General features: G+C 56.2%; 25 protein-coding genes. 20 read left to right on the forward strand and 5 right to left on the reverse strand.

Features of this window, described 5'->3' with window-relative positions:
* Positions 1-469: 469 nt before the first annotated feature.
* Positions 470-1,471, reverse strand: a complete 1,002-nt coding sequence (locus K0B87_05180; GenBank protein MBW6514130.1) for a hypothetical protein — start codon at positions 1,469-1,471, stop codon at positions 470-472.
* A 201-nt stretch (positions 1,472-1,672) separates the two neighbouring features.
* Between K0B87_05180 and K0B87_05185 the strand changes: the two genes are divergently transcribed.
* The 19 genes from K0B87_05185 (at position 1,673) to K0B87_05275 (ending at position 18,661) form a co-directional block, all read left to right on the forward strand.
* Positions 1,673-2,167, forward strand: a complete 495-nt coding sequence (locus K0B87_05185) for a Na+/H+ antiporter subunit E (GenBank protein MBW6514131.1) — start codon at positions 1,673-1,675, stop codon at positions 2,165-2,167.
* Between the two features lies 1 nt (position 2,168).
* On the forward strand, positions 2,169-2,429 hold the full coding sequence (locus K0B87_05190) for a cation:proton antiporter (protein ID MBW6514132.1): 261 nt from the start codon (positions 2,169-2,171) through the stop codon (positions 2,427-2,429).
* Positions 2,429-2,779, forward strand: a complete 351-nt coding sequence (gene mnhG, locus K0B87_05195) for a monovalent cation/H(+) antiporter subunit G (protein ID MBW6514133.1) — start codon at positions 2,429-2,431, stop codon at positions 2,777-2,779. The genes K0B87_05190 and mnhG overlap by 1 nt, the downstream gene beginning before the upstream one ends.
* Positions 2,772-3,029: a DUF4040 domain-containing protein gene (locus tag K0B87_05200; GenBank protein MBW6514134.1), complete on the forward strand. Its 258-nt coding sequence runs from the start codon at positions 2,772-2,774 to the stop codon at positions 3,027-3,029. Before mnhG ends, K0B87_05200 begins: the two co-directional genes overlap by 8 nt.
* The gene (locus K0B87_05205; GenBank protein ID MBW6514135.1) at positions 3,022-3,723 is read left to right on the forward strand and encodes a sodium:proton antiporter; all 702 of its coding nucleotides are present in this window, start codon (positions 3,022-3,024) and stop codon (positions 3,721-3,723) included. The genes K0B87_05200 and K0B87_05205 overlap by 8 nt, the downstream gene beginning before the upstream one ends.
* A complete protein-coding gene (locus K0B87_05210; protein MBW6514136.1) occupies positions 3,720-4,091 on the forward strand; it encodes a sodium:proton antiporter in 372 nt (123 codons plus the stop codon). The genes K0B87_05205 and K0B87_05210 overlap by 4 nt, the downstream gene beginning before the upstream one ends.
* Positions 4,085-7,237 (forward strand): NADH-quinone oxidoreductase subunit F, encoded by a 3,153-nt coding sequence (locus K0B87_05215; protein ID MBW6514137.1) that lies wholly within the window; start codon positions 4,085-4,087, stop codon positions 7,235-7,237. The genes K0B87_05210 and K0B87_05215 overlap by 7 nt, the downstream gene beginning before the upstream one ends.
* Entirely contained in the window at positions 7,234-8,157 is a 924-nt protein-coding gene (locus K0B87_05220; GenBank protein ID MBW6514138.1) for an NADH-quinone oxidoreductase subunit H, read from the forward strand. Before K0B87_05215 ends, K0B87_05220 begins: the two co-directional genes overlap by 4 nt.
* A gap of 9 nt (positions 8,158-8,166) precedes the next feature.
* Positions 8,167-8,841: an NADH-quinone oxidoreductase subunit NuoB gene (nuoB, locus tag K0B87_05225; GenBank protein ID MBW6514139.1), complete on the forward strand. Its 675-nt coding sequence runs from the start codon at positions 8,167-8,169 to the stop codon at positions 8,839-8,841.
* A 6-nt stretch (positions 8,842-8,847) separates the two neighbouring features.
* Positions 8,848-9,372 (forward strand): NADH-quinone oxidoreductase subunit C, encoded by a 525-nt coding sequence (locus K0B87_05230; protein MBW6514140.1) that lies wholly within the window; start codon positions 8,848-8,850, stop codon positions 9,370-9,372.
* Between the two features lies 1 nt (position 9,373).
* Positions 9,374-10,531: an NADH-quinone oxidoreductase subunit D gene (locus K0B87_05235; GenBank protein ID MBW6514141.1), complete on the forward strand. Its 1,158-nt coding sequence runs from the start codon at positions 9,374-9,376 to the stop codon at positions 10,529-10,531.
* Between the two features lie 3 nt (positions 10,532-10,534).
* Positions 10,535-12,322 carry an FAD-dependent oxidoreductase gene (locus tag K0B87_05240; GenBank protein MBW6514142.1) on the forward strand — a complete coding sequence of 596 codons (1,788 nt, stop codon included), beginning with the start codon at positions 10,535-10,537 and terminating at the stop codon, positions 12,320-12,322.
* A gap of 230 nt (positions 12,323-12,552) precedes the next feature.
* Positions 12,553-12,741, forward strand: a complete 189-nt coding sequence (locus K0B87_05245; GenBank protein ID MBW6514143.1) for a hypothetical protein — start codon at positions 12,553-12,555, stop codon at positions 12,739-12,741.
* Between the two features lie 49 nt (positions 12,742-12,790).
* On the forward strand, positions 12,791-13,954 hold the full coding sequence (locus K0B87_05250) for an efflux RND transporter periplasmic adaptor subunit (GenBank protein MBW6514144.1): 1,164 nt from the start codon (positions 12,791-12,793) through the stop codon (positions 13,952-13,954).
* Positions 13,955-13,963: 9 nt separating this feature from the next.
* Positions 13,964-15,013 (forward strand): ATP-binding cassette domain-containing protein, encoded by a 1,050-nt coding sequence (locus K0B87_05255; protein ID MBW6514145.1) that lies wholly within the window; start codon positions 13,964-13,966, stop codon positions 15,011-15,013.
* The gene (locus K0B87_05260; GenBank protein ID MBW6514146.1) at positions 15,010-15,732 is read left to right on the forward strand and encodes an ABC transporter permease subunit; all 723 of its coding nucleotides are present in this window, start codon (positions 15,010-15,012) and stop codon (positions 15,730-15,732) included. The genes K0B87_05255 and K0B87_05260 overlap by 4 nt, the downstream gene beginning before the upstream one ends.
* A gap of 1 nt (position 15,733) precedes the next feature.
* The gene (locus K0B87_05265; protein MBW6514147.1) at positions 15,734-17,302 is read left to right on the forward strand and encodes a GldG family protein; all 1,569 of its coding nucleotides are present in this window, start codon (positions 15,734-15,736) and stop codon (positions 17,300-17,302) included.
* A 1-nt stretch (position 17,303) separates the two neighbouring features.
* The gene (locus K0B87_05270; GenBank protein ID MBW6514148.1) at positions 17,304-18,242 is read left to right on the forward strand and encodes a DUF4340 domain-containing protein; all 939 of its coding nucleotides are present in this window, start codon (positions 17,304-17,306) and stop codon (positions 18,240-18,242) included.
* Positions 18,239-18,661 carry a GNAT family N-acetyltransferase gene (locus tag K0B87_05275; protein ID MBW6514149.1) on the forward strand — a complete coding sequence of 141 codons (423 nt, stop codon included), beginning with the start codon at positions 18,239-18,241 and terminating at the stop codon, positions 18,659-18,661. The genes K0B87_05270 and K0B87_05275 overlap by 4 nt, the downstream gene beginning before the upstream one ends.
* A gap of 112 nt (positions 18,662-18,773) precedes the next feature.
* Here K0B87_05275 and K0B87_05280 read toward each other — a convergent pair whose 3' ends face one another.
* The 4 genes from K0B87_05280 to K0B87_05295 are packed head-to-tail and all read right to left on the reverse strand — an operon-like array spanning position 18,774 to position 20,868.
* Positions 18,774-19,409, reverse strand: coding sequence for a Spy/CpxP family protein refolding chaperone (locus K0B87_05280; protein ID MBW6514150.1), 636 nt, complete (start codon positions 19,407-19,409; stop codon positions 18,774-18,776).
* Positions 19,410-19,411: 2 nt separating this feature from the next.
* Positions 19,412-19,861 carry a periplasmic heavy metal sensor gene (locus K0B87_05285; GenBank protein MBW6514151.1) on the reverse strand — a complete coding sequence of 150 codons (450 nt, stop codon included), beginning with the start codon at positions 19,859-19,861 and terminating at the stop codon, positions 19,412-19,414.
* The gene (locus K0B87_05290; protein ID MBW6514152.1) at positions 19,854-20,315 is read right to left on the reverse strand and encodes a zf-HC2 domain-containing protein; all 462 of its coding nucleotides are present in this window, start codon (positions 20,313-20,315) and stop codon (positions 19,854-19,856) included. Before K0B87_05290 ends, K0B87_05285 begins: the two co-directional genes overlap by 8 nt.
* Positions 20,316-20,370: 55 nt before the next feature.
* Positions 20,371-20,868, reverse strand: coding sequence for a sigma-70 family RNA polymerase sigma factor (locus K0B87_05295; GenBank protein ID MBW6514153.1), 498 nt, complete (start codon positions 20,866-20,868; stop codon positions 20,371-20,373).
* Positions 20,869-20,902: 34 nt separating this feature from the next.
* Here K0B87_05295 and K0B87_05300 point away from each other — a divergent pair, with 34 nt between their 5' ends.
* Positions 20,903-21,250, forward strand: a complete 348-nt coding sequence (locus K0B87_05300; GenBank protein MBW6514154.1) for a hypothetical protein — start codon at positions 20,903-20,905, stop codon at positions 21,248-21,250.
* Positions 21,251-21,855: the final 605 nt, after the last annotated feature.

Below are 21,855 nucleotides of genomic sequence, written 5' to 3' on the forward strand. Positions count from 1 at the left end.
GATTCGCTCAAGCAAATGATGGATCAAATGGTCTGTGTCTTTGAGGCGTTGGATGACGATACAGTAGCATCTTTGAGTCACTGCAGCTATCTCTATTTATGACATATGAATGTAAACTCTGTATTATCCATGGCTCTCTTTCAAATCGAGCGGGTGATTGGCGCGTCAAATCCGGATTGAACAAGCAGCGGGTTGCCGATCTTGAGAATCGGCAAAGGCAGCACGGCTGCCTTCAGAAGCGGTCTGTGACCGCTGTGGCAAATCGGAATTTGCCACCCCTTCTTGCCCGATGAAAACCTGACCCGGACACCCATGGCTCCCCTTATCAATACGGTGTCAATACGGACTCATTACGGACAAAGTCCGTAATGAGTCCGTATTGATAGCGTAATGATAATGAGGGCGACGCAGGGGATGAAGGGCGAAAGAGCGCCTTAACTAATTGTATGTCATTATATTACAGTTACAGTTAGGGCAGGAAGGAAAGCACGTATTGGCGTTGGTCCCAGGCGGCGTGGTGGAAATGGATCCACTTCAGGTCGCCATTGAACACATAAGTTCCGGGTTGGTAGGGCTTTATTGCTCTGTGGCGCCAACTGAGGCTATGATATTGGTAATCGATCTCCGGATAGACTGTCGAGAAGGTCTTCCTGATCTCGGAGCGGCTGCTTTGGTCCCTGTTCTGGCAATGCTTGTAGCGGGGCCAGATCTGGTCCCAATCGTCCGGGGCCTGGGTATACTCGCGCAGGAGGCTGTAAACCTGCCTGGAGGCAGTTTTGAAGCGGGTTGAGGTGTTGACGGAGACGCTTTTGCCCCGTCCGTCGAAGTAGTTGATCCTGGTATTGAATCGATCGGGAAAAGTGCCGATCAGCCCGTGACCGATGGAATAGCCCAAAAAGCCTGTGATGACGAAGATGGCGGGGAGTTTTCTGACCCTTCCGTTGACCCTGATCTGGGGGTTTTTGACGGCATTGTCCTGTTTGGAATTACGGGCGGAGAAATTCTGGTGGGCAAAAGTGTCCTCATAGGTGTGCAGCGCCACGCCGAGCCGTATCAGTTCCAGATCCCGGAACGGGCTGCCGGCCGCTGTGGTCCTGAGTTTTTGCAGGGCCAGGCGGACAAGTTCCAGGGCCGGAGGGGATTCGGCTTTGGTGAGATAATTGAAGCTGGTGTGGGCTGCGTTCCAGCCCGCGGGCATGAAATGGAAGGGCAGCAGCACCTTTCTGCGCACGTCGTCGAAGTTGTAGAGGATGTTCAGGAGGCCTTTGTGCCCAGTGCAGGTGGGATCAAGCTCGTCCTTTTTCATGCGCTCAAAGCTTGGCTCAGGCAGGCCATAGATGGTGATCGGTTCAGACTCCTGGGCCTCATCAACGTATTGGCAGGCGTAGGCGATGATATGGGCCTCGGGCTCGGAAAAACCGGCCAGCACGGCAAGGGTCTTGGTGGCGAAATAATGATAGGCTATGTTCATGGCCGCCTCCCAGGGTAAAGAGATCGATTCTAAATATCAGTATGCGGCGGAGGGCAGTATTTGTCAATGAAAATATCGCGTTGGGGCGGGGAAGCAAAATTCCTGCTTGACAGATATCAAGGCCTTGTTTTATAAGCAACAGCGTTTGATTTGCCTGAAGATATTCCCCTATTACAATATTTGACGTTGTTGTGAGGTTATATGCAAAAGCTCAAAGCTTTTCTGCTCAGCGTGGCCACCCTCTTCTGCCTCTGGCTGCTGCTGGCGGGAACGGATCCCCACGAATTGCTGGCCGCGGCGATAGTTTCCGTGCTGGTGAGCCTGGTCATTTTGCCCCGGCTGGAAGTTTTGCAGGGGATCCGCCTCAATCCCAAGGCCCTGTTTTATCTGCCAGTCTATCTGGCGGTTTTCCTAATCGCGCTGGTGAAAAGCACGCTGGATGTGGCGCGCCGCGTCGTTTCGCCGTCTCTGCCGATCAATCCAGGCATCGTGAAGGTGAAAACCAGGCTGAAAACACCTCTGGGCAGGATCGTTCTGGCCAATTCAATCACCCTGACGCCGGGAACCATGACTGTGGAAACCGAAGGCGAAGACCTCTATATCCACTGGATCGACATCCGGGAAGAAGATGCGGAATCGGCTACAAAGCGCATCGTGAGCGGTTTTGAGAAATATCTGGAGGTGATCTTTGGATAACATGGTCCTTACCCTCCTGTCGGTCTCTTTCTACGTGATCCTGTTGGCCCTGCTGACCTCATTCCTCCGCTTTTTGAAAGGCCCCACCTGCGTGGACAGGATGGTGGCTCTGGATACGATGACGGTGGTGGGGATTTCGTTGATCGTGCTGCTGGCCGTAAGCGCCGGCCGGAACATCTATCTGGACGTGGCGCTGGTCTACGCCCTGCTCAGTTTTCTGGGCGGGATCGCGGTGGCGCGTTATCTGGAAAGGGGGATCTGATGCAGATTCTGGGAGCAATAATCACCCTGCTGGGGTCCATCTTACTGTTTCTGGGAAGCCTGGGGGTCCTGCGGATGCCGGATGTCTACAACCGCATGCAGGCTGGCACCAAAGCCACGACCCTGGGTACGATGCTGACTTTGGCCGGGATCGGGATCATCCTGCCCCACTGGCTACCACGCCTGGTCCTGCTGATAATCTTCATCATCTTCACCAATCCGATCAGTTCGCACGCGCTTTCCCGGGCCGCGCACCGCATGGGGATCAAACTCACGGAGCGCAGCGTGCGGGACGAATTGGTGCAGGAAATTCCCGAACCAGACGGGGGAGGGGAGGATTGCAATGTTTGAAACAGCGGCTTTGATAGTTTTGGGCCTGATCAGCGTGGTGGCGGCAGTTTTTGCCATCCATGCCAAAAGGATAGTGAGCGCGGTGATCGCCTCCGGAGTGATCAGCCTGATGGCCTCGATAATGTTTTTGATCATGGGCTCGCCGGATGTGGCCATGACGGAAGCGACCATCGGAGCGGGGCTCACCACCGTCATCTTCCTCTACGCCCTGAAGCATATCCGCGCTTCCAAAGGCGGCAAAGATGATTAAATACCTTCTGATCTTCGTGGCCATAATCGGTTTTGCCTGGGTGCTGTTTCCGCTGGTGCGGGATTTTGCCCAGCCTCAGGAACTCAATCCTCTGGCCGCTGAATATGTGCGCGGCTCCGCGGCCGACCTGAACGTGCCCAATGTCGTGACCTCGGTTGTGGTCACCTACCGCGGCCTGGATACCTTGGGCGAGGTCACTGTGCTGTTTCTGGCCACGGCGGGGATCGGCTATTTCCTCCGGCGCAGAAAGAGCAAACAGCCGGATAAACGCACTCCCGGCAGCGAGATCCTGCAGACCGGGGCTAGGTTGTTGACGCCGTTGATCGCGATCCTTGGCATCTATATCTTCACCCACGGGCATCTGAGCCCGGGCGGCGGTTTTCAGGGCGGCGTGGTGATCGCATCAGGCATATTGCTGATCTTCCTGGCCGAGACCGAATTCCGCCTTTCGCATCTGCTCCTGCACCTGAGCGAATCGCTTTCCGGGATAGTCTACGTCCTGTTGGGGCTGTTGGGACTGCTGCTTCTGGGCGCCAATCATTATCTGGATCCGCGCTATCTTCTGGCAGGGAGATATCTGGCCCTGTTTTCCGCGGGGGCCGTTCCGATCATTTATAGCCTGATCGGGGTCAAGGTCGGCAGCGAACTCGCGAGCGTCCTCAGCTCGATTCAGGACGACGGAGGTGAGCAATGACAATGCTGATTTTTGGCTCGCTGCTCGTAGTCATCGGCGTTTGGGCGATCCTTTCCCGCAAGGACCTGATCCGCATGATAATCGGGTTTACCATCGTGGATACCGGGGTGCATCTGCTCATCGTGGCGGTCGGCTATGTAAAGGGCAAAACCGCTCCGATCATCGACGCGGCCGTGAGTTCTGCCGCTCCAGCCCAGGCGGGGCTGGAAGCGGTGGGCAAAGTGGTCGATCCGGTCCCCTCGGCGCTGGTGCTGACTGCGATCGTGATCGGGCTGGCCGTGACAGGACTGATGCTGGCCTATGCCGTGCGGCTGAACAAACTCGGCAAAAGCACCAACATTGACGACTATGAGGAGCAGAAATGGTGAATCCCCTCTATCTGATCGCGGTTTTCCTGGCTGCCGCCTTCGCCGTCGCCCTGGTGGACAAGGTCAGCCGCAAACTCTCTCTGGGCTTCGTTTACGCTGCCCTGGTCGCTGTTGTGGGCCTGGCCGCGTGGCGCTTGTTCGAATTGAACCAGGATTCGGCCCTCGCGAGCACATTTTTCACCGCGGGATTCAGGCCTCCGTTGTCCATCGCCCTCGCTTTCGGGCTCAAAGAGGCAGTGCTGGTCGGCCTGGTCAACTTATTGGGACTTCTGGGCGGGATCAGCCTCGCGCGCAGATTTTCCCAGGACGGGGCCCAGCCCATGGCCCTGTTTTTGTTGGTTTTGCTGGGCGCCAACGGACTGATCCTCACCCGGGACATCTTCAATGCCTTTGTTTTCCTGGAGATCCTCTCCATAGCGGGTTATGCCCTGATCGCGATCCGGCAGACCAAAAACTCCCTGGCCGCCGGGATCAAATACATGATGGCCGGTGGAATATCGAGCTTCATCCTGCTGATCGGGATCATCTTTGCCTATCATCATACCGGCACCTTGAACATCGACTCCTGGATCGCCCTGGGGCAGATCCCCGCTCCTGCGTATCAGGTGGCAGTATTCCTGATCATGATGGCGCTGTTCATCGACCTGAAGCCTTTTCCAGCAAATGGTTGGGCGCTGGATGTGTATCAAAGCGTGCATGGGAGCATGGGCGCGGTTTTTTCCGGCATCCACAGTACCGCCCTGCTCTACCTGATGTACAAGCTGCTGCCCGTCCTGCCTTCGAATCTGGTCACCCTGGTGGCCATCGCGGGGCTGGCAAGTTTCGTGCTTTCCAACCTGCTGGGTATCAGGCAGACCGACTCCAAACGCCTGCTGGGCTATTCTTCGGTCGCCCAGACCGGCCTGCTGGTCTTTGTGCTGTATGGGCTAAGCAGTCTTGGCTTTGCGGAGGAGTACACGCTGCTGGTGGCCTTTTTCCTGCTATTGACCAATGTTTTGGCCAAAAGCGGCCTGTTCTGGCTTTCCGAGGTGGTGGAAAAGCAAGGCCTGGCTGCCTGGGCGGCGATCAGGCAAAACAAGACCCTGCTGGTCAGTTTTGGCATCTTCATCATCGCCCTGTCCGGCCTGCCGCCTTTCCCTTCCTTCTTTGGCAAATGGTTTCTGGTCAGTTCACTGGCCCAGTCCAGCCAGCCCTACTGGCTCGCAGCCGTGCTTTTGGGATCTTTGTTTGAGGCGGTGTATCTGTTCCGCTGGCTGGGCCTGGTGGTCAAAGGCAAATCCGCGGAGGAGCCCAAACAGTCTGTGCACCAATATCTTGCCCTGACCGGAGCTGTCGGTTTCCTTGTTATGGGAACCTTCTATGTTTTCATACAAATCCTGCAACTGCCGCTGTACATACTCTTTCCCGCGCTGGGGCTGTTCTTGTTCTGGATGCTGGATTTCCTGCCGGTGAAGCTGAAAGGGGCTTTGGCGATCGTTCTTCTGGCGGCCTATTCCTGGTTCGGGATCTGGCCGGGAATTCCATTGATGGGAAAGATCTTTGCCCTGATCCTTATGGGCGGAGCGATCGTGCAGATCTTTGCCTTTATGAACCGCAAAGGCACAGCCGAAGGGCTTTTCCCGCTCCTGGTGATGCTGGTGCTATCCTTGGGAAACATCCTGCTGGCAAGCACCAAACTTGATTTCTTCCTCTCCTGGGAATTCATGACCGTCTCCTCGTACCTGCTGATCCTACGGGGCAAACAGGCGGAAAAGCCAGCTCTCAACTACATTTTGTTTTCCCTGGGCGCGGCCTATCTGATCCTTAGCGGCCTGGTTTTGATGCCTCTGAACTATCCCATGTGCAGTTCTCTGCTCTGGACCAGCAATTTCCTCAGCATCGGGATGCTGCCCCTGATCCTGATCATGCTGGGCTTTCTGGTGAAGATCGGCGCGCTGGGAGTTCATGTCTGGTTGCCCGGAGCCTATGCAGAGGCAGAGGATGAGACCACATCCCTGATCTCGTCAGTGCTTTCCAAAGCCGGGATCTTCGGAATGGTATTGTTCCTGCCCCTGGGCATGCGCGTCCTAGCGGAACACGGCTATCTGCCCGTAATCCTGGGTTGGATCGGGGTTTTGACCGCCCTGGCCGGAGCCCTGATGGCGGTGTTTGAAGAAGACGCCAAACGGTTGCTGGCCTATTCCAGCATGAGCCAGCTGGGATACATCGTGGCCGGGCTTTCCCTGATGACTCATCTGGGCTGGGTTTCCGCGCTCTACCTGACAGTCACCCACATGCTCTTCAAGGGTCTGATCTTCATGGCCATGGCTGGAGTTTTCCTGCGCACCGGCACCCGCAACATGTATGAGCTGGGAGGCCTGATCAAGAAGATGCCCATCTCCTTCATCAGCGTGCTGATGGGCATCATAGCCGTTTCGGGAGTGCCGCCGCTGACGGGATTCGGCTCCAAATGGTTCGTTTACACCTCGCTGCTGGAAAGCGGACGCTATCTCGAGGCCGGAGTTGCTTTCTTTGCCTCCGCCGTGGCCTTCCTCTATCTCTACAAGCTGATCCACACAGTCTTTCTCGGCCAGGCCAAGCCAAACCAGTCCCAGGTGAAGGAAGCGCCCATCTGGTACATCATCCCGCAGGGCGTGTTCATCATGGCGATTATGGTCTTCTCCCTGTTTCCCAATCTGCTTACCAAACCGCTGTCACTGGCCGTGGGAGATTACATTGCCAAACCTGAATGGCTGAGTTGGACCGGTTACACCATCCATCTGGCCTCACCCAATCTGAGCGGCTACTGGAACGGAAACCTGGTGATGTATGTGACCATGGGTGTGTTCATCGTTCCGCTGCTCTGGCTGCTGCTGGTGAACGCCAAAACCCAGAAGGTGAAGCAGTTCAACATCGTCTATGCCGCGGAAAGGCCTTTCAAACCATGGACCACACATTTTGCCTACAACATGTTCGCACATTACTACAAGGCGCTGGGAAACCTGGTGAAACCGCGCGCTCTGGCTTTCTGGAACGGGGTCGGCGAATGGACCTATTCCATCGCCGCAACCATGGCCAGGCTCTACACCGGCAACGGGCAGACCTATCTGCTGCACATATTTCTATATCTGATAACGCTTTATCTGCTCTTGGGGGTGAAGATATGAACTTGAATGGACTGACCCTGATCGAAAAGATCGTTTGGGCCTTTATCTCGCTTGGCGTGGTGACCGTTTGGGGCCTGACCCTGACCGGGATCGTGGCCAAGATCTTTGCCCGGGTGCAGGGCAGGCTGGGACCGCCGGTCTGGCAGCCCTTCATCGACATCATCAAAAACAATGCCAAACGAACCGCCGTTTCCCACGGGATCATGTTCTATCTGGGCCCCGTCTTCCGCATCGCCGGAGGCATCGGCACCTACATGTTCATCCCGGTGCTGTTTGGGAGCGTTTATTTCAGCAACTTCTCGGTTTCCGGTGACGTGCTGCTGGTGATGTATTTCATCTTCTTCGGTCAATTGGGCATGGCTCTGGGAGCGGGGGAGGGGGGCCACCCCTATTCCGCGATCGCCGTGAGCCGCGGATTGGCGCAGATGACGGCTTTCGAGGTCCCCTTCGCCCTTTCGATAATAAGTCTGGCCATACAATACGGCACCCTCAATATCACCGATATCGTTGCTGCCCAGCAAGGTGGGATCCTGAACTGGACCCTGTTCACCAATCCCCTGGCAGTGATCGCCGCCATGATCGCCATGCTGGGAATGAACATGTACAATCCTTTCTCGCTGGTGATCGCGCCGCAGGAGATCCCGATCGGACCGCCATCCGAGTATCAGGCCTCGTTTTTAGGGCTGCTGGCCACGAACCGCGGAATCTTCAACGGCGCCAAGCTGGTGCTGTTCATGAATCTCTTTTTCGGCGGGGCCACGACCCTGCCCGTGCTGATCGTTAAAACCTTCGCCATCTATATGTTCAGCGTCTTTGTGGGCGCGGCATTTCCCCGTTTCCGGGCTGAGGATTCGATCCGCTTTTTCCTCAAATACCCAACTCTCATCGGGATCATCGCAGTCCTGATCTGGACTTTTTAAGGAGCCATGATGCCAGAAGACAAAGATCTCAACACTCCCACACCGGAACCGGATTACCCGGATTGGCGCAAGGATGACAAAACCCTCACCAATGCGGGCTTGCCGGAGGAGGAGCGGGACTGGTTTTGCGACGCGCGTCCACATCCAGTGCCCAAAAGCGCCGCGGTCATAGAGAAATTCTTCAATTGGGCGCGCTCAAACAGCCTCTGGATCCTGGCCTTCGGCACAGGCTGCGGCGCGATCGAGCTGAGGCCGCTGATCTCCTCGCGCTACGACATCAGCCGCCTGGGCATGCAGATGCGCCCCACGCCTCGCCAAGCCTCGGTTTTCATGATCGGCGGCTATGTCTCGATCAAGACCCTCAAGCGCATTGTCCGCTCCTATGAGGAAATGCAGGGCCCCAAATTCGTGGTTGCGGTCTGTTCCTGCGCGATCAACGGCGGCATGTATTGGGATTCCTACAACACGATCAAGCGCATCGATGAATACATCCCCGTGGACGTCTACGTGACCGGCTGCATGCCACGCCCGGAAGCTGTTTTGGCCGGCTTTGCCAAGCTCAAGGAACTGATCCGGGCCGGCAGGGCGGAGGGCCAGAACCTCTACGCGGAGAAATTTGACTGGTACAAAGCCAATCAGAAACAGGTCATCAAAGACTGGAACATGCCAGATTACAACTGGTAGGTGAAGATGAAGCAACTATATGCAGAACTCCAACCCCTCTTCGATCTTAGCGATTTCGAACAGCGCAAACCCAAACTCGCCTTCCTGACTGTGCCCAACGAACACGCCATCAACCTGATCACCCATCTTAAAAGCCTGCGCGGCTATACCCATCTGGTGATGATGACCTGCGTGGACTGGATCGAGGAAAGCCGGTTCCAACTGACCTATATCCTGCACAACTATTCTGATAGCACGGACCTGGTCCTGAAAGTGTTTCTGCCCCGCGAGGAACCGGTTATGGCATCTATACATCACCTTTGGGAACAGGGCCGGGTCTACCAGCGCGAGCTGCATGAGATGTTCGGCCTGGATTTTCCCGGCAGTCCCGGAATTGAAGAACCGATGATCCTGGAAGGCTGGCAGGGGCCTCCTGTCATGCGCAGGGATTTCGACACCAAGAAATACAGCGACGAAACCTATTCCCATCGCCCCCGCGAACAGCATGAACCGGAAGAACACATGAAACAGCAGCTATACCCGGAGGATTGAGATGCACAGCGATTATCCACCCATCGTGCATGGAAAAGCGGTCTACGACTTGGACAGCGGGAAATACCTGAAGATCTGGCAGGGCCCCCAGCATCCCGGCGTGACGGGCAACATGAGCCTGGAACTGGACATCTGCGGCGACCAGATCATCAACTGCAAGACCCACGTCGGCTATCTGCACCGCGGCTTTGAAAAGCTGATGGAGCGCCGCCGCTATATCAACTGCTTCCCGATCGTCTGCCGCATCTGCGTTCCGGAGCCGGATACCAATGAATACCTCTTTGCCGCCGCGGTCGAAGACCTGCTGGGCATCGAGATCCCGGAACGCGCCAAATGGCTGCGGACCTTGAACTTGGAGCTTTCCCGCCTGGCCAGTTTCCTAATGTGGATCGGCGGCCAGAGCGGCGCTTTCGGCATGGGCACAGTGGCCCAATGGACCATCGCCTACCGCGATTACGTTCTGGACCTGTTCGAGGAATGGACCGGCGCCCGTATCTACCATATGTACATGATCCCCGGCGGAGTGCGTGACGACATTCCTCCCGGCTGGGTCGAACACACCAACCAGGTTCTGGACGGAGCGGAGAAACTGCTGGGCGAGCTTCGCCACGTGATGTTCAACAACGCCATCTTCAAGATGCGCGCCAAAGGTTTGGGCGTGGTCACTCCGGATATGGTGGACCAGTTTGGCGCCGTGGGTCCCGTGGCCCGGGGCAGCGGACTCCGGCGTGACGTCCGAAAAGACAGCCCCTATCTGATCTATGACCAGTTGGATTTCGAAGTGGCCACCGAAGACGGCTGCGACGCCTATTCCCGCGCCCTTGTACGCTGGCGGGAAATGTACCAAAGCATCGACCTCATCCGCCAGATCCTGAACAAAATGCCCCGAGAAGGCGATTATCACCTCAAGCTGCCCAATGTCCTGCACCTGAAGGTTCCGGCCGGCCAGACCTACGTGCGGGCGGAATCGACCCGCGGAGAATACGGCTATTTCATGGCTTCAGACGGCAGCGCCTTTCCCAGGAAGGTCACGGTCCGCGGCCCCTCCTACTGCCACGCCATGGCCCTGTTGGAACATCTTGCCGTGGGCGTCAACATCGCCGACACGCATGGCCTGATGCTTTCGCTGCACACCTATCCCCCGGAAATTGAGAGGTAGCCAATGATACTGCGAGACATTCTCTCCCCCTTCTACGTCTGGAAACGCGCCTTCGAAAAGCCCTATTCCATCAACACCCTGAGCGAGGCACGGCCCGGATCGCCCCGCTACCGGGGGTTCCACCAGAATGACATCGATAAATGCATCGGTTGCGGCACCTGCGCCGAGATCTGCCAAAATGCCACCATCGACATGGTCCCGGTCAAGGAAACCACAGACGGAGACAGCGGATTGCGGCCCCGCGTGGATTATGGCCGCTGCTGCTGGTGCGCGCTGTGCGTGGATATCTGCCCCACGGGCTCGCTGACCATGAGCAATGCCTATTCCTGGGTGGAAGAGGGCCTGGACCTGGATGTGCGCGAAACCTATTGTTACATTCCCGGCTACGATCCCAAGCCCTGGGACGCTGAAGAACTCGGCTACCGCAAGCCCGAAGGTTTCGAACTCCTTGCCCTGGAAAGGATTCCGATGCCGCATCTTTCCTCCGGCGAGCGGAAAAATTCCTTTGTGGAAATGGTCAAAGGCTATTCCCGGGAACTGGCCATTGGCGAGGCGGACCGCTGCATCCAATGCGGGATCTGCACCGCCACCTGTCCCGCCCACATGAACATTCCCGGCTACATCAAAGCCATCCGCGAAGACAACATCGCTGAAGGACTGAAGATCCTCTATGAGACCAATCCCCTGCCCGGAGTTTGCGGCCGGGTCTGCACCCGCCGCTGCGAGGATGTTTGCGCCCTTTCGCACCGCGGCGATGCGATCTCCATTCGCTGGCTGAAACGCTATCTGTCCGATTGTGTGGAAGCGGCCAAATACCGCGGGATCATGCGGCAGGAGATCATACCCCGGGATAAAAGCGTGGCCATCATCGGGGCCGGACCCGGAGGCCTGAGTGCCGCCTATTACCTTGCCCTGCAAGGATATAAGGTGGAGGTTTTCGAGCAAAAACCCGCCGCCGGAGGCATGCTGCGCTACGGCATTCCTGAATACCGCCTGCCCTACGACAAGCTGGACAAGGATATCGACTACATCGTCTCCCTGGGCGTGAAACTCCATCTGAACACCTGCATCGGCAAAGACATCACTTTCGACGAGATCTACCGGCGCTTCGACAGCGTGTTCATCAGCACCGGGCTCTTTGAACCCTACCGGATCGGCATCCAGGGCGACGACCATCCCCGCGTGGTCACAGGCCTCAAGCTGCTGAGCGACGTCACGGAAGGCGTACCGGTCTCCCTGGGCCAAAAAGTGGTCGTCGTGGGCGGCGGAAACGTTGCTATGGACGCCGCCCGAACCGCTCTGCGCCTGGGTTCCGAGGTCACGGTCCTCTATCGCCGCCGCGAGGTCGACATGCCCGCGGACCGCGAAGAGATCGAAGAAGCCCATGAAGAGAACGTCCGTTTCATCTTCCAGGGCATCCCGGTGGAACTATTGGAACTGCCGGATGAACGGCTGCAAATGGCCTATGCCCGCGCGGAAATGGTCGACCAGGGCGATGGCAAACGCCCCCAGCCCATCCCCATCGAAGGAAGCCGGGAAATCCTTGAGGCCGATACGGTTATCGCCGCCATCGGGCAAGGCATGAACTTCCTCTGGATGGAAGGCGAGGCCCGGGCCAACATCAAATTCGGCAAATGGAACATCGAGGCCGACCGCTGGGGCCAAACCACTGATAACAAGGTGTTTATCGGCGGAGACATGTTCAACCGCACCGCTGACGCCATCACCGCCATCGCGGACGGGCACCGCAGCGCCCGGGCCATCGACAAGTTGCTCTCGGACAACAAATAAGGACCTGAACAACACTTACATCCGGGAATTCTGCGCCTGAAAACCGGGACCCAGCATCGGTGTTTCCAGATACCCAATCAGGTTATTGGCCAACCTATTTCAGGACGGGTCACCCTCTTTTGACCCTGCCTATCACTTGTCTATCCACTGCCTATCACTTGTCTATTGTAGACAAGTGATAGGCAGTGGATAGACAAGTGATTAAGGCCGTCAAAGGAGAAGGGAGGTGGATGAATCGACGTCTGTTGGCTTGGCGGGGCATGATGCAGGGCATGAAGCGCGGAGCTGTTATCCTGTTCTCTGCCAAACCGGGTGCGAGATTGGCTGGTCAAATTCACAAGCGCACGATCATCGCGCTGCCGTTCGAACCTGTCCAGGGGACCGGCCCCCATTTTTCATTGACATTTAAGGCTTGCTGAAATCCGGTGTCCGGAATGGAACAATTATTTGCACACGGGAAGATAAGCTATGCGTAAGAAGTGGAAGATCATCGTCATAATCGCGGTGGTATTGGTGCTGCTGGTCCTGGCCCTTCGCCAGTGCGGCAAGGCGGCCCTCAAACAGGTGGAAAAGCTCGGCACTGAGCAGTCCCACACCGTCGAGCGCGGCTCGATCGTTTCGCAGGTCGAGATCACAGGCGAGGTCCAGCCCCAGACCGTCGTGGCCATCAAATCCAAGGTCTCGGGCAAGATCGTCAAGTTCTATGCCGATGAGAACGACTATGTGCGCTTTGGACAGATCATCGCGGACATCGAGCCCGACTACAACCAGGCCAACACTCTGTTCGCCACCAAGGCCCAGCTCAGCAAGGCTGAACTGCGCCTGGCCAACGCGCGCAAGGATTTGGCGGACAAGAGGATACTGCTGGATAACGATTACATTTCCCGGGAAGCGTTTGAGGCCGCAGAAGATGAACTGGCCTCCGCCCAGATCGATTTTCAGCAGGCCACGAACCAGTATGAGATGATCCGGGACCTGGATGTGCCTGGCAAGGTCACCCACGTTTACGCCACCGCCTCCGGAATCGTGATCGAGCGCACTGTGAACGAAGGCGAGATGGTGCAATCCAGCCTCAGCAGCTTTGGCGAGGGCACGGTCGTGATGAAGATCGCGGACCTGGATAAGATGATCGTCAAGAGCAACATCAACGAGGTGGACATCTCAAAATTCAGGCTGGGCCAGCAGGCCGAGATCAAGCTCGACGCCCTGCCCTATGAAGAATATTCGGGCCAGATCGTCAAGATCGCGCCTTCCGCCAGCATGGAAAACAACGCCAAAGTCTTCCCCGTGGAGATCAGCATCAACGCCACCGGCAAAACCGCCAAGCCCGGAATGACCGCAGCGGTCAGAATCATTGGAGAATCGCGCGAGGACGTGCTCGTGATCCCGATCCGGGCTGTGTTCACGGACGACAAGAATCAGGATATAGTCTACGTCATGGCCCCCACCGACAGCCTTGCCGCCAAAGGCAAAAAAGCCGTCCTGCCGGCGCAGCCTTTGGCCACGCCGGTTCAATTGGGTGCCAACGATCTGCAGAACGTGGAGGTGGTCTCCGGCCTCAAGGAAGGGGACAAGATCTCCCTCAGCGAGCCCGGAGGCCAGAACTCTTCCCTGCAAATGATGATGAGGTAACAGTTTAGAATGATCGAAATCAAGAATCTTTCCCGCAGCTTTGGCCCTATCAAGGCTGTGGATGATATCAGCTTTGCCGTGGATAAAGGCGAGATCGTCGGTTTCCTGGGCCCGAACGGGGCTGGCAAAACCACCACCATGCGCATGATGGTGGGATTCCTGCAACCGGAAGCAGGCCAGATCGAGCTTGACGGCGAGAGTGTGTTTCAAGATCCTCTTGCCGCCAGCGCCCGCATGGGCTATCTGCCGGAGCATAATCCGCTTTACGACGAGATGGGTGTGAGCGAGTTTTTGGTCTATATGGGAAAACTGCGCCGGCTCCAAGATCCTGTTCTGGCCGAACGTCTGGAGTTCGTGCGGGAAAAATGCGGGCTCGATCCAGTCTGGCGCCAGCCGATCAAAACCCTGTCCAAGGGCTTTCGCCAGCGTACCGGACTGGCCCAGGCGATCCTGCACGATCCGGAGGTTTTGATCCTGGACGAACCGACCGGCGGGCTCGATCCCAACCAGATCCTGGAGATCAGGGAACTGATCCGCGAACTGGGCAAAGCCAAGACCGTCATCCTTTCCAGCCACATCATGCAGGAAGTTCAGGCCCTCTGCTCCCGCGTGATCATCATCAACGCCGGCAGGATCATCGTGGACGACCAAATGGAAAACCTTGGCTCCCATATCAATGGCTTCAATCGCCTGGTTTTGGAAGTGGAAGCCCGGGAACCGGACTTCAGGCCCTGGCTGGAGCAGTTCTCTGAGGTGCAGCTCGATTCGATGATCCAGACAGACAACGTGGCCGGGCTGGAATTCCTCACCCCGCCGGACATGGACATCCGCAAGGAACTTTCCGCCTTCGTGCTGTCTCAGGGTTGGCAGCTTGTGAGCATCTATCAGGAAAAACAAAGCCTGGAAAGCATTTTCCATGAGCTGACAGCCCCGTCTGGAGAGAGTTCTGAGGCTGACGAAGAGCCCGGGGATGATACAGAAACTGACGTGCCGGAAAACTCAGGCAGTGACGGAAACGGACCTGAAACCGCGGAAGAAGCAGAGGAGGAAGAACGATGAATCCCGCCCTCACCATCGCCAGGAAAGAATACGGCCTGTCCCTGCGCTCGCTCGGCACCTACATCATCTTTGCCATCTACCTGCTGGCCGTGGGGCTGTTCTTTTCCCTCACGGCACTCAGATTGCGGCTGGCTGAAATGCGGGGCATTTTCGCGACCATGCATCTGCTCTTTCTTTTCTATATCCCCGCCATCACCATGGGCAGCATCGCCAAAGAGCGCAGCAACGGGACTTTGGAACTGATCTCCACCCTGCCGGTCAAGCTGGGGCACATCGTCTGGGGCAAGTTCCTGGCGGCCTGGATGCTGTTGGGCACCCTGCTGGGTTTCACTTTGGTGTTCTTGGTCCTGATCCTGGTCTTTGGCATGGGGATTGACCTCGGTGCCGTGGCCACGGGCTATCTGGGCCTGCTGTTTAGCGGCGCGGCTTTCATCGCCATCGGGACCTTTGCCAGCAGCCTGTCTTCAAACCAGGTCCTGGCCTTTATCACGGCCCTCGCCATCTCGGGATTCCTCTATCTGCTGGGCAGCCTCGGCGAACTGATCCCCGGGCCGGTGTTTCGCCTGATCGAATATCTGGGCTTCGATTTCCACCTGCAAAACTTCCTCAAGGGAGTGCTGGACACCCGCGACCTGCTCTATTTCGCCGCGGTCACCTATATCTTCATCCTGCTGGCCGAATTGCGCCTGCAGGGGCAAAACATGATGCAGGAGCGCTAAGATGGCCAGACAGGGACAAATTTTGGGAACTTACACGGCCAAGATCGCCATCGCCATCCTGGTCTTGGTGGTGGGCAGCTTTCTCTATCTGCGTTTCGATGCCAGCAAAAACAAGGCCTATTCCCTTTCCGCCCAAACCAAACATACCCTGCGCGGAATGGAAGACAGGGTGGTGGTGAAAGTATTTGCCTCCCAGGACCTTACGCCAGAACTGAGTAACCTCAACCGCCTCACGAAGGATATGCTCGCGGAATTTGAACGGCAGTCCAGAGGCCGTTTCTATTACGAGTATGTGCGCGCCAGAAGCAACGATGACCTGATCGATCAGGCCCGCGAGAACAACATCCAGCCCTACATGGTGGTGACGATGGAAAACGACCGGCAGGTCAGCAAAGCGGTCGTGCTCGGCCTCAGTTTTGAGGGCAGCGGCAGGTTTTCCTCGATGTATTTGCGGCCCGGCATGGAAAGCATGCTGGAATACCAGGTCCTCAAGCAAGTGAACAAGATCCAGGACAGATTGTTGCCTGAGCTGACGGTCTTTGCCGATTCCCTGGCCCTGATGTTCCAATACAACACAAATCCGGACGAGACGGCCACTTTCTTCCTTGAATTGATGGAAAATTACCGGGTCATCCACACCGATCTGATGACCGCGCCCAAATTCACGCCCGTGATGCTCTGCCTGGGCGTAGTGAAGGACTTGGAGCTTGAACAGCTATACCACCTGGACCAATATATCATGCAGGGCGGCAGGGTGGTCATGGCCCAGGACCGGGTGGCGGTTTTCAACACGCCTCAGGGCACGGCGGTGGTGGAGATCGAGAGCAATTTGTTCCGGCTGCTGGAGCATTACGGGGTCATGATCAAGCCCAACATTGTTCTGGACCGGGAATGCGAGGTTCGCCGGGGCTCCGGTTTGGGCACCCAGACGCCCTATCCCTTTTTCCCGCTCATCCGCCCCAACCCCAACTATGCCTACACCAAAGGCTTTGACAACATCTACTTCTATTTTGCCTCGGAGATCGTTTCCCTGCCCGGCTCACAGCTCAATTTCGAGCCTGTCCTGCAGAGTTCCGATCGGTCCAACACCCTGCTGGGGCCTGTCTTCCAGATCGAGGAAGCCATCAACCGGGGCCTCGACCCGGGATATCTGAATCTGCCCCCGGTCACTGTAGCGGCCGAGGTTTCGGGTACTTTCCGCAGCTTCTTCACTGAAGCACTCACAGACAGCACCTTCCATCCCACCAGTTCTGAGGCCCGGCTGATCATCTTCGGCGATAGCGAACTGCCCATGGATTTCGGCGCCGGGGCCTTCATCGTCCTCAACGCCATCGATCATCTGCTGGAGCGGCCGGACATGCTCAAACTGCGCTCGCCCCGCAAAAGCCAGAACATTCTGGGAGTGGACGTATTCATGGCCAGGCAAGGCCTGAATCCAGCGGATCCGGAAAAGACAGCTGGCAACCTGACCACGCTGTTCAAGCTGGCGGCCATCCTCCTTCCCACGCTGCTTCTGGCGTTGCTGGGCATAATTCTGGCCCTGGGGCGTTCCAGCCGGGCCAAGGCATAGCATGAAACACAGCAAGATATATCTCATCCTTGTTCTGCTCGCGCTGCTGGTTGTCGCGGCCTACTTTCTGCAAACTCAGAAGCGTCGGGAGGTCCTCAAACCGATATTCGCGGTTGATTCCACCGCCGTGGCCCGCATCGAGATCCAAGACCCGCAAGGCAGCCTGACCCTGTCCCGGACCGATGTAAACTGGCAAATAAGCTCGCCCTTCGTCTGGAATGTGGAACCCGAAAGCCTGCGCCGCTTCTTTGCGGACGTGATCACTGAATCTTATGCCACGACCCCCATTGCTTCAGGCCAGAAAGCCATCGAGCAATACGGTTTGCAGGAAAACAGCGCCCTGCAGGTCAGGGTCTTTGACGAAAGCGGCAGCCTGCGGGGTGAAGCCTGGTTTTCCAATCCCGGCAATCCCTTCGATTATTTCCGCTTTGCCAAGGGCAGCCAGGTTTTCCAGATCAGGAAGAAGGTGGCCTTCGTCTATGCCCCCAAATTTGAATACTGGCGCTCGCCTCATGTTCTCACCCTCATGGGAGACCAGATGCTCTCCATCCGGGTGCAGCATCCGGCCAACAGTTATGAACTTACCCGCATTGGAAGCATCTGGCGCTACACCGATGCCAAAGAGGATTTTGACATTCCGGCCGGAAACACCACTATGGGCAAGATCCTCAATATCCTTTCCCGGCTCGGCTCCTACAACGTTCTGGATGAGGAAGGCAAACCATCCCCGGAGGAATTGGGAACCCCGGCCTGCGAAGTGGCTGTCGGGCAAACCAACGGACAGACGGTCAAGATCAGCTTTTTCAACTGGGACGGCAACTACTTGATGCATGTGGACAGCTATCCGGACATGTATTTCGTGGTGCTGTTCGACACCGTTTTCCGCTTCACCCGCCACGCGGCCTTGTTCCGCGCCCGTGAGGGCTATCCGCCTCGATGAGCCTGGACATCCGGCGCAGCCAACAGCTTGACCGCCAGCTTTTTGCGGACATCACGGCGATCTGGCTGGAAACAGGGATCAGCAATCCCGCCCGGGCTGATGACTTTGATTCGGTCCAATACAATCTGGACAACGGCGGGATCATGCTGCTGGCCAGCCTGGATGGCGTCCTGGCAGGAACGGCCTGGCTCAGCCACGATTTTCGCCGGATCTACATTCATCACATGGCCGTAGCCAGGGCGCAGCAAAACAAGGGCATTGGCCGCAGGCTGCTGATGGAAGCGCTGGAGATCGCGCGGGAACAGGGCTGGCAGGCCAAGCTGGAGGTCCATGCCGACAACGCCGCGGCCAGGCATCTCTACGCGTCCTGCGGTTTCACGGACCTCGAGGGCTACATCACAATGATCCTGCGGGGCTGAAACCCGCTTCCAGTCATTCCGTCCCATCTATTTCAAACCGATTTAAGCAGACGCAAAAAGCGCCGGAACTTTCGTTCCGGCGCTCATCTATCTTACTGAGGAGGGGGGATGGTTATTTCTTTGCTTTGGGGGCCTTGCTTTCAGGCATGTTCTTGCTTTTGTGGTTATCGCAATCTTCACAATCCTGCATTCTGCTGCGCATCTGCTTCATGTGGCGGTAGACCTGCATGGGGTTCTTTTCCCCATCCTGCATTCTGCCCATCATGCCGGGATGCCTGTCGCCGTGCAGGCCGTAATAGCCCATGCGGCCTTCGAAGCCCATCATCCTGCCAAAGTCTTCAGTGAACACCTTTTTCTGCTCGGCGGTGAGTTCTTTCATTACGTTCTCTTTGTGGCTGATCTGGGCGTTGGACCTGTTCAACCTTTTTTCATGCATCTGCTGGTTCAGCTTCTTGGCTGTGGCGAAATCTTCGTTTTTGATGGCTTTGTCGATGTCCAGCTGCAGGTTCTTGATCTCCGCGTCGATGGAATTCATGTTCTTCTGATGGGAAAGGCGCAGCTCATCCAGTTGCTTCTGCTGGGCTTCAGTGAGGTTCATTGCCTTGTGCCTGTCCACTCCGGTCCCGTCGTCAACGAGGCGGGGTTTGAGTTTTGGATTGGTGGCGGGGGGTTCTTCAGTTTTGGCCTGGGCAAAGAGCATGCCCGCGAGCAATAAGGTGGCTAGGGTGATAACTATGATTTTTTTCATCTTTAATTTCTCCTGTCTTGGATTCTTTTGTTTATTCTTTCGATTCTTTCCAGGCGCTCGGTGAAGTGTGCTTTCGCTTCCTCGGCGCTTATGGTTTTCCTCAATTCAAGTAGTCGCATGCCCAGAGCCTGTTCCATGTCGCTTTGGGCGCTTACGGACCTTTCTATGATGGCATGGATCCTGGCCTCATCGACCGGATCCTTGGCCAATTCCTGCATCAGTTCTTTCTTGGTGGAGTTGAATGCATCCCGCAGGGCTTTGATTTCCGGGTCCTCGTAAACCCTGGAATAATCGCGGTCCCGTTCGCGGGGATAATTGCTTTCCGGACGGTTCCAGGAATGGTGGATGAGATGGTTTTGGCGAAAGATGCCCATCACCAGCAGTCCGCCGATTATTCCGGCATTCAGGGCCAAAGATACCAACAGCAGGATCGTCATCAGGCGCTTACTCATTGGAACCTCCGCTGATGTAGGAATAGTCGAGGATCGAGCTTTCTCCGAATCTCGCCAGCTGCTGATTGTCTTCCAGTTCGGTGGCTGCGGCTTGGGTGGAATCCGGAAGCGGGTTCACCTTGCCGTAGGAAAATTTCCCGATCAGGGCACCAAAGGTGAGGCTCATTACGATGGCCAGCAGAGCGGGAACGGTTTGCAGTTTGAGCCGGTATTTGTAGCTGAGGCGCCGTTTGTCATGCCGGGCCGCCTGATCCATGATCTGGTGGTGCAGCCAGGCGGGAAACTCAGGCTGGGCTTTGGGATCCAGCATCTGCTGGAGTTTTAGCTCCCGCGCCTGGAACTCGCGGCAGGATGGGCAATGCTCAAGATGCAGCTCCAGAGCTCGGACAGAGCTCTGCATCAGCTCGCCGTCGAGCTTGAGCTCAATGTCGTGTCTTGCTTTGCTGCATCTCATGTTCTTTTCCTCTTGGTGGTAGCGCCGTAGCGGTTCCAAATTTTAGTTTCATAGTCTATACTCCTGTCCCCGCGTTTACCTTCATCAATTTTTTCCGCAGTTGCTTCTTGGCTCGCACCAACAGGGATTCCACCGCTTTTACGCTGATCCCCAGGTGCTCCGCAATGTCCTTGTAGCAAAGCTTTTCAAAGTATTGGAGCTGGATCACGCTGGCCAGGCGGGGCGGCAGTTCGCGGATGGCTTCGTGCAGGGGCGTATAATCCGCTTCGGGCTCGTCTTTGTTCTGGTCCGGCAGATGATCGAAAGATTGAGGTTCCAGTGGCACATAGCGGCTCTTCTGCTTGAGGAAGGTCATGCTCTTGTTGTAGGCGATGCGGTAAACATAGGAAAGCGCCGTGGGTTCCTCGATCCGGTCGATGTGTTCATAAAAGGATATGAACACCATCTGGACGACGTCATTGGCGTCCATGTCGTTGCCCAGAAGCGTCAGCAGATAGTGGTAGATCCGCTTTTCGTGGGCTTTCAGGAACTCTTCGAACTGCTCTTTCCTCATCTGGTATCCTTGTTAGATTTACCATGCCATAAGCATGAACCTGCAAAAAATTATTGCCCCGCCCTGTCAAGACATTTCGCCGCAGCGACTTCAACCAGCCCGCCGGGCCATCACCCATGATCCGGCCACCGATTCCGTGACCCTCACCTGGGACTGGAACCACCTCATCCCCGTGATGGGATTCCTGATCTATCGCTTCTCCGAACCGGATTTCCCCACAGATACCTACCACATCTGGGAATCAGTGCCGGGTACGGATCACCAATTCACTGACCCCGCCAACGGCCAAAAGTATTTGGCTCACTTTCAAACTGAGTGGGTCAGGTTTTCATCAGGGGCAAGAAGGGGTGGCAAATTCCGATTTGCCACAGCGGCCTGCTGACCGCTTATGAAGGCAATTATGCTGCCTTTGCCGATTCTCCAGATCGGCAACCCGCTGCTTGTTCAATCCGGATTTGACGCGCCAATCACCCACTCGATTTGAAAGAGAGCCAAGTATTTCTCCCGGGTTTCCGCGTATTTGAATTAACCTTGGGGAAGAGGATTTTCCCTCTCCGAACCATCAAGAAGTTGAGAGCCCCGCCATTTCCGGCAGGGCTTTGGTCCCGCTTTCTCAGGGGCCGGTAGGTCACCCGGTCCTTTTTCACATATTGTTCCCAGCGTTCAGCCGGAAACTCCAAGACATTTTTCTGGGGTGGCTCCCCTTATCATTACGGTGTCAATACGGACTCATTACGGACTTTGTCCGTAATGAGTCCGTATTGACACCGTAATGATAAGGAGAGCGACAGGGTGAACACATTGGTGGATATTACTTAAGGATGGCTTTAATGAACACGGGTCAGTCAGCAGATATAAAAGGCTCAAGTTCAATTATGGTGGGTAGAAAAAACTTGAGAGGAACGAGGCATGAATTTTAATGACACTACTAATAACCACAAAAGGAGTGTCTCATGCAAGTTCCTCTCAAGGACCAAATATCCGAAG

This window comes from Candidatus Syntrophosphaera sp., assembly GCA_019429425.1.
In the GTDB taxonomy this organism is placed as follows: domain Bacteria; phylum Cloacimonadota; class Cloacimonadia; order Cloacimonadales; family Cloacimonadaceae; genus Syntrophosphaera.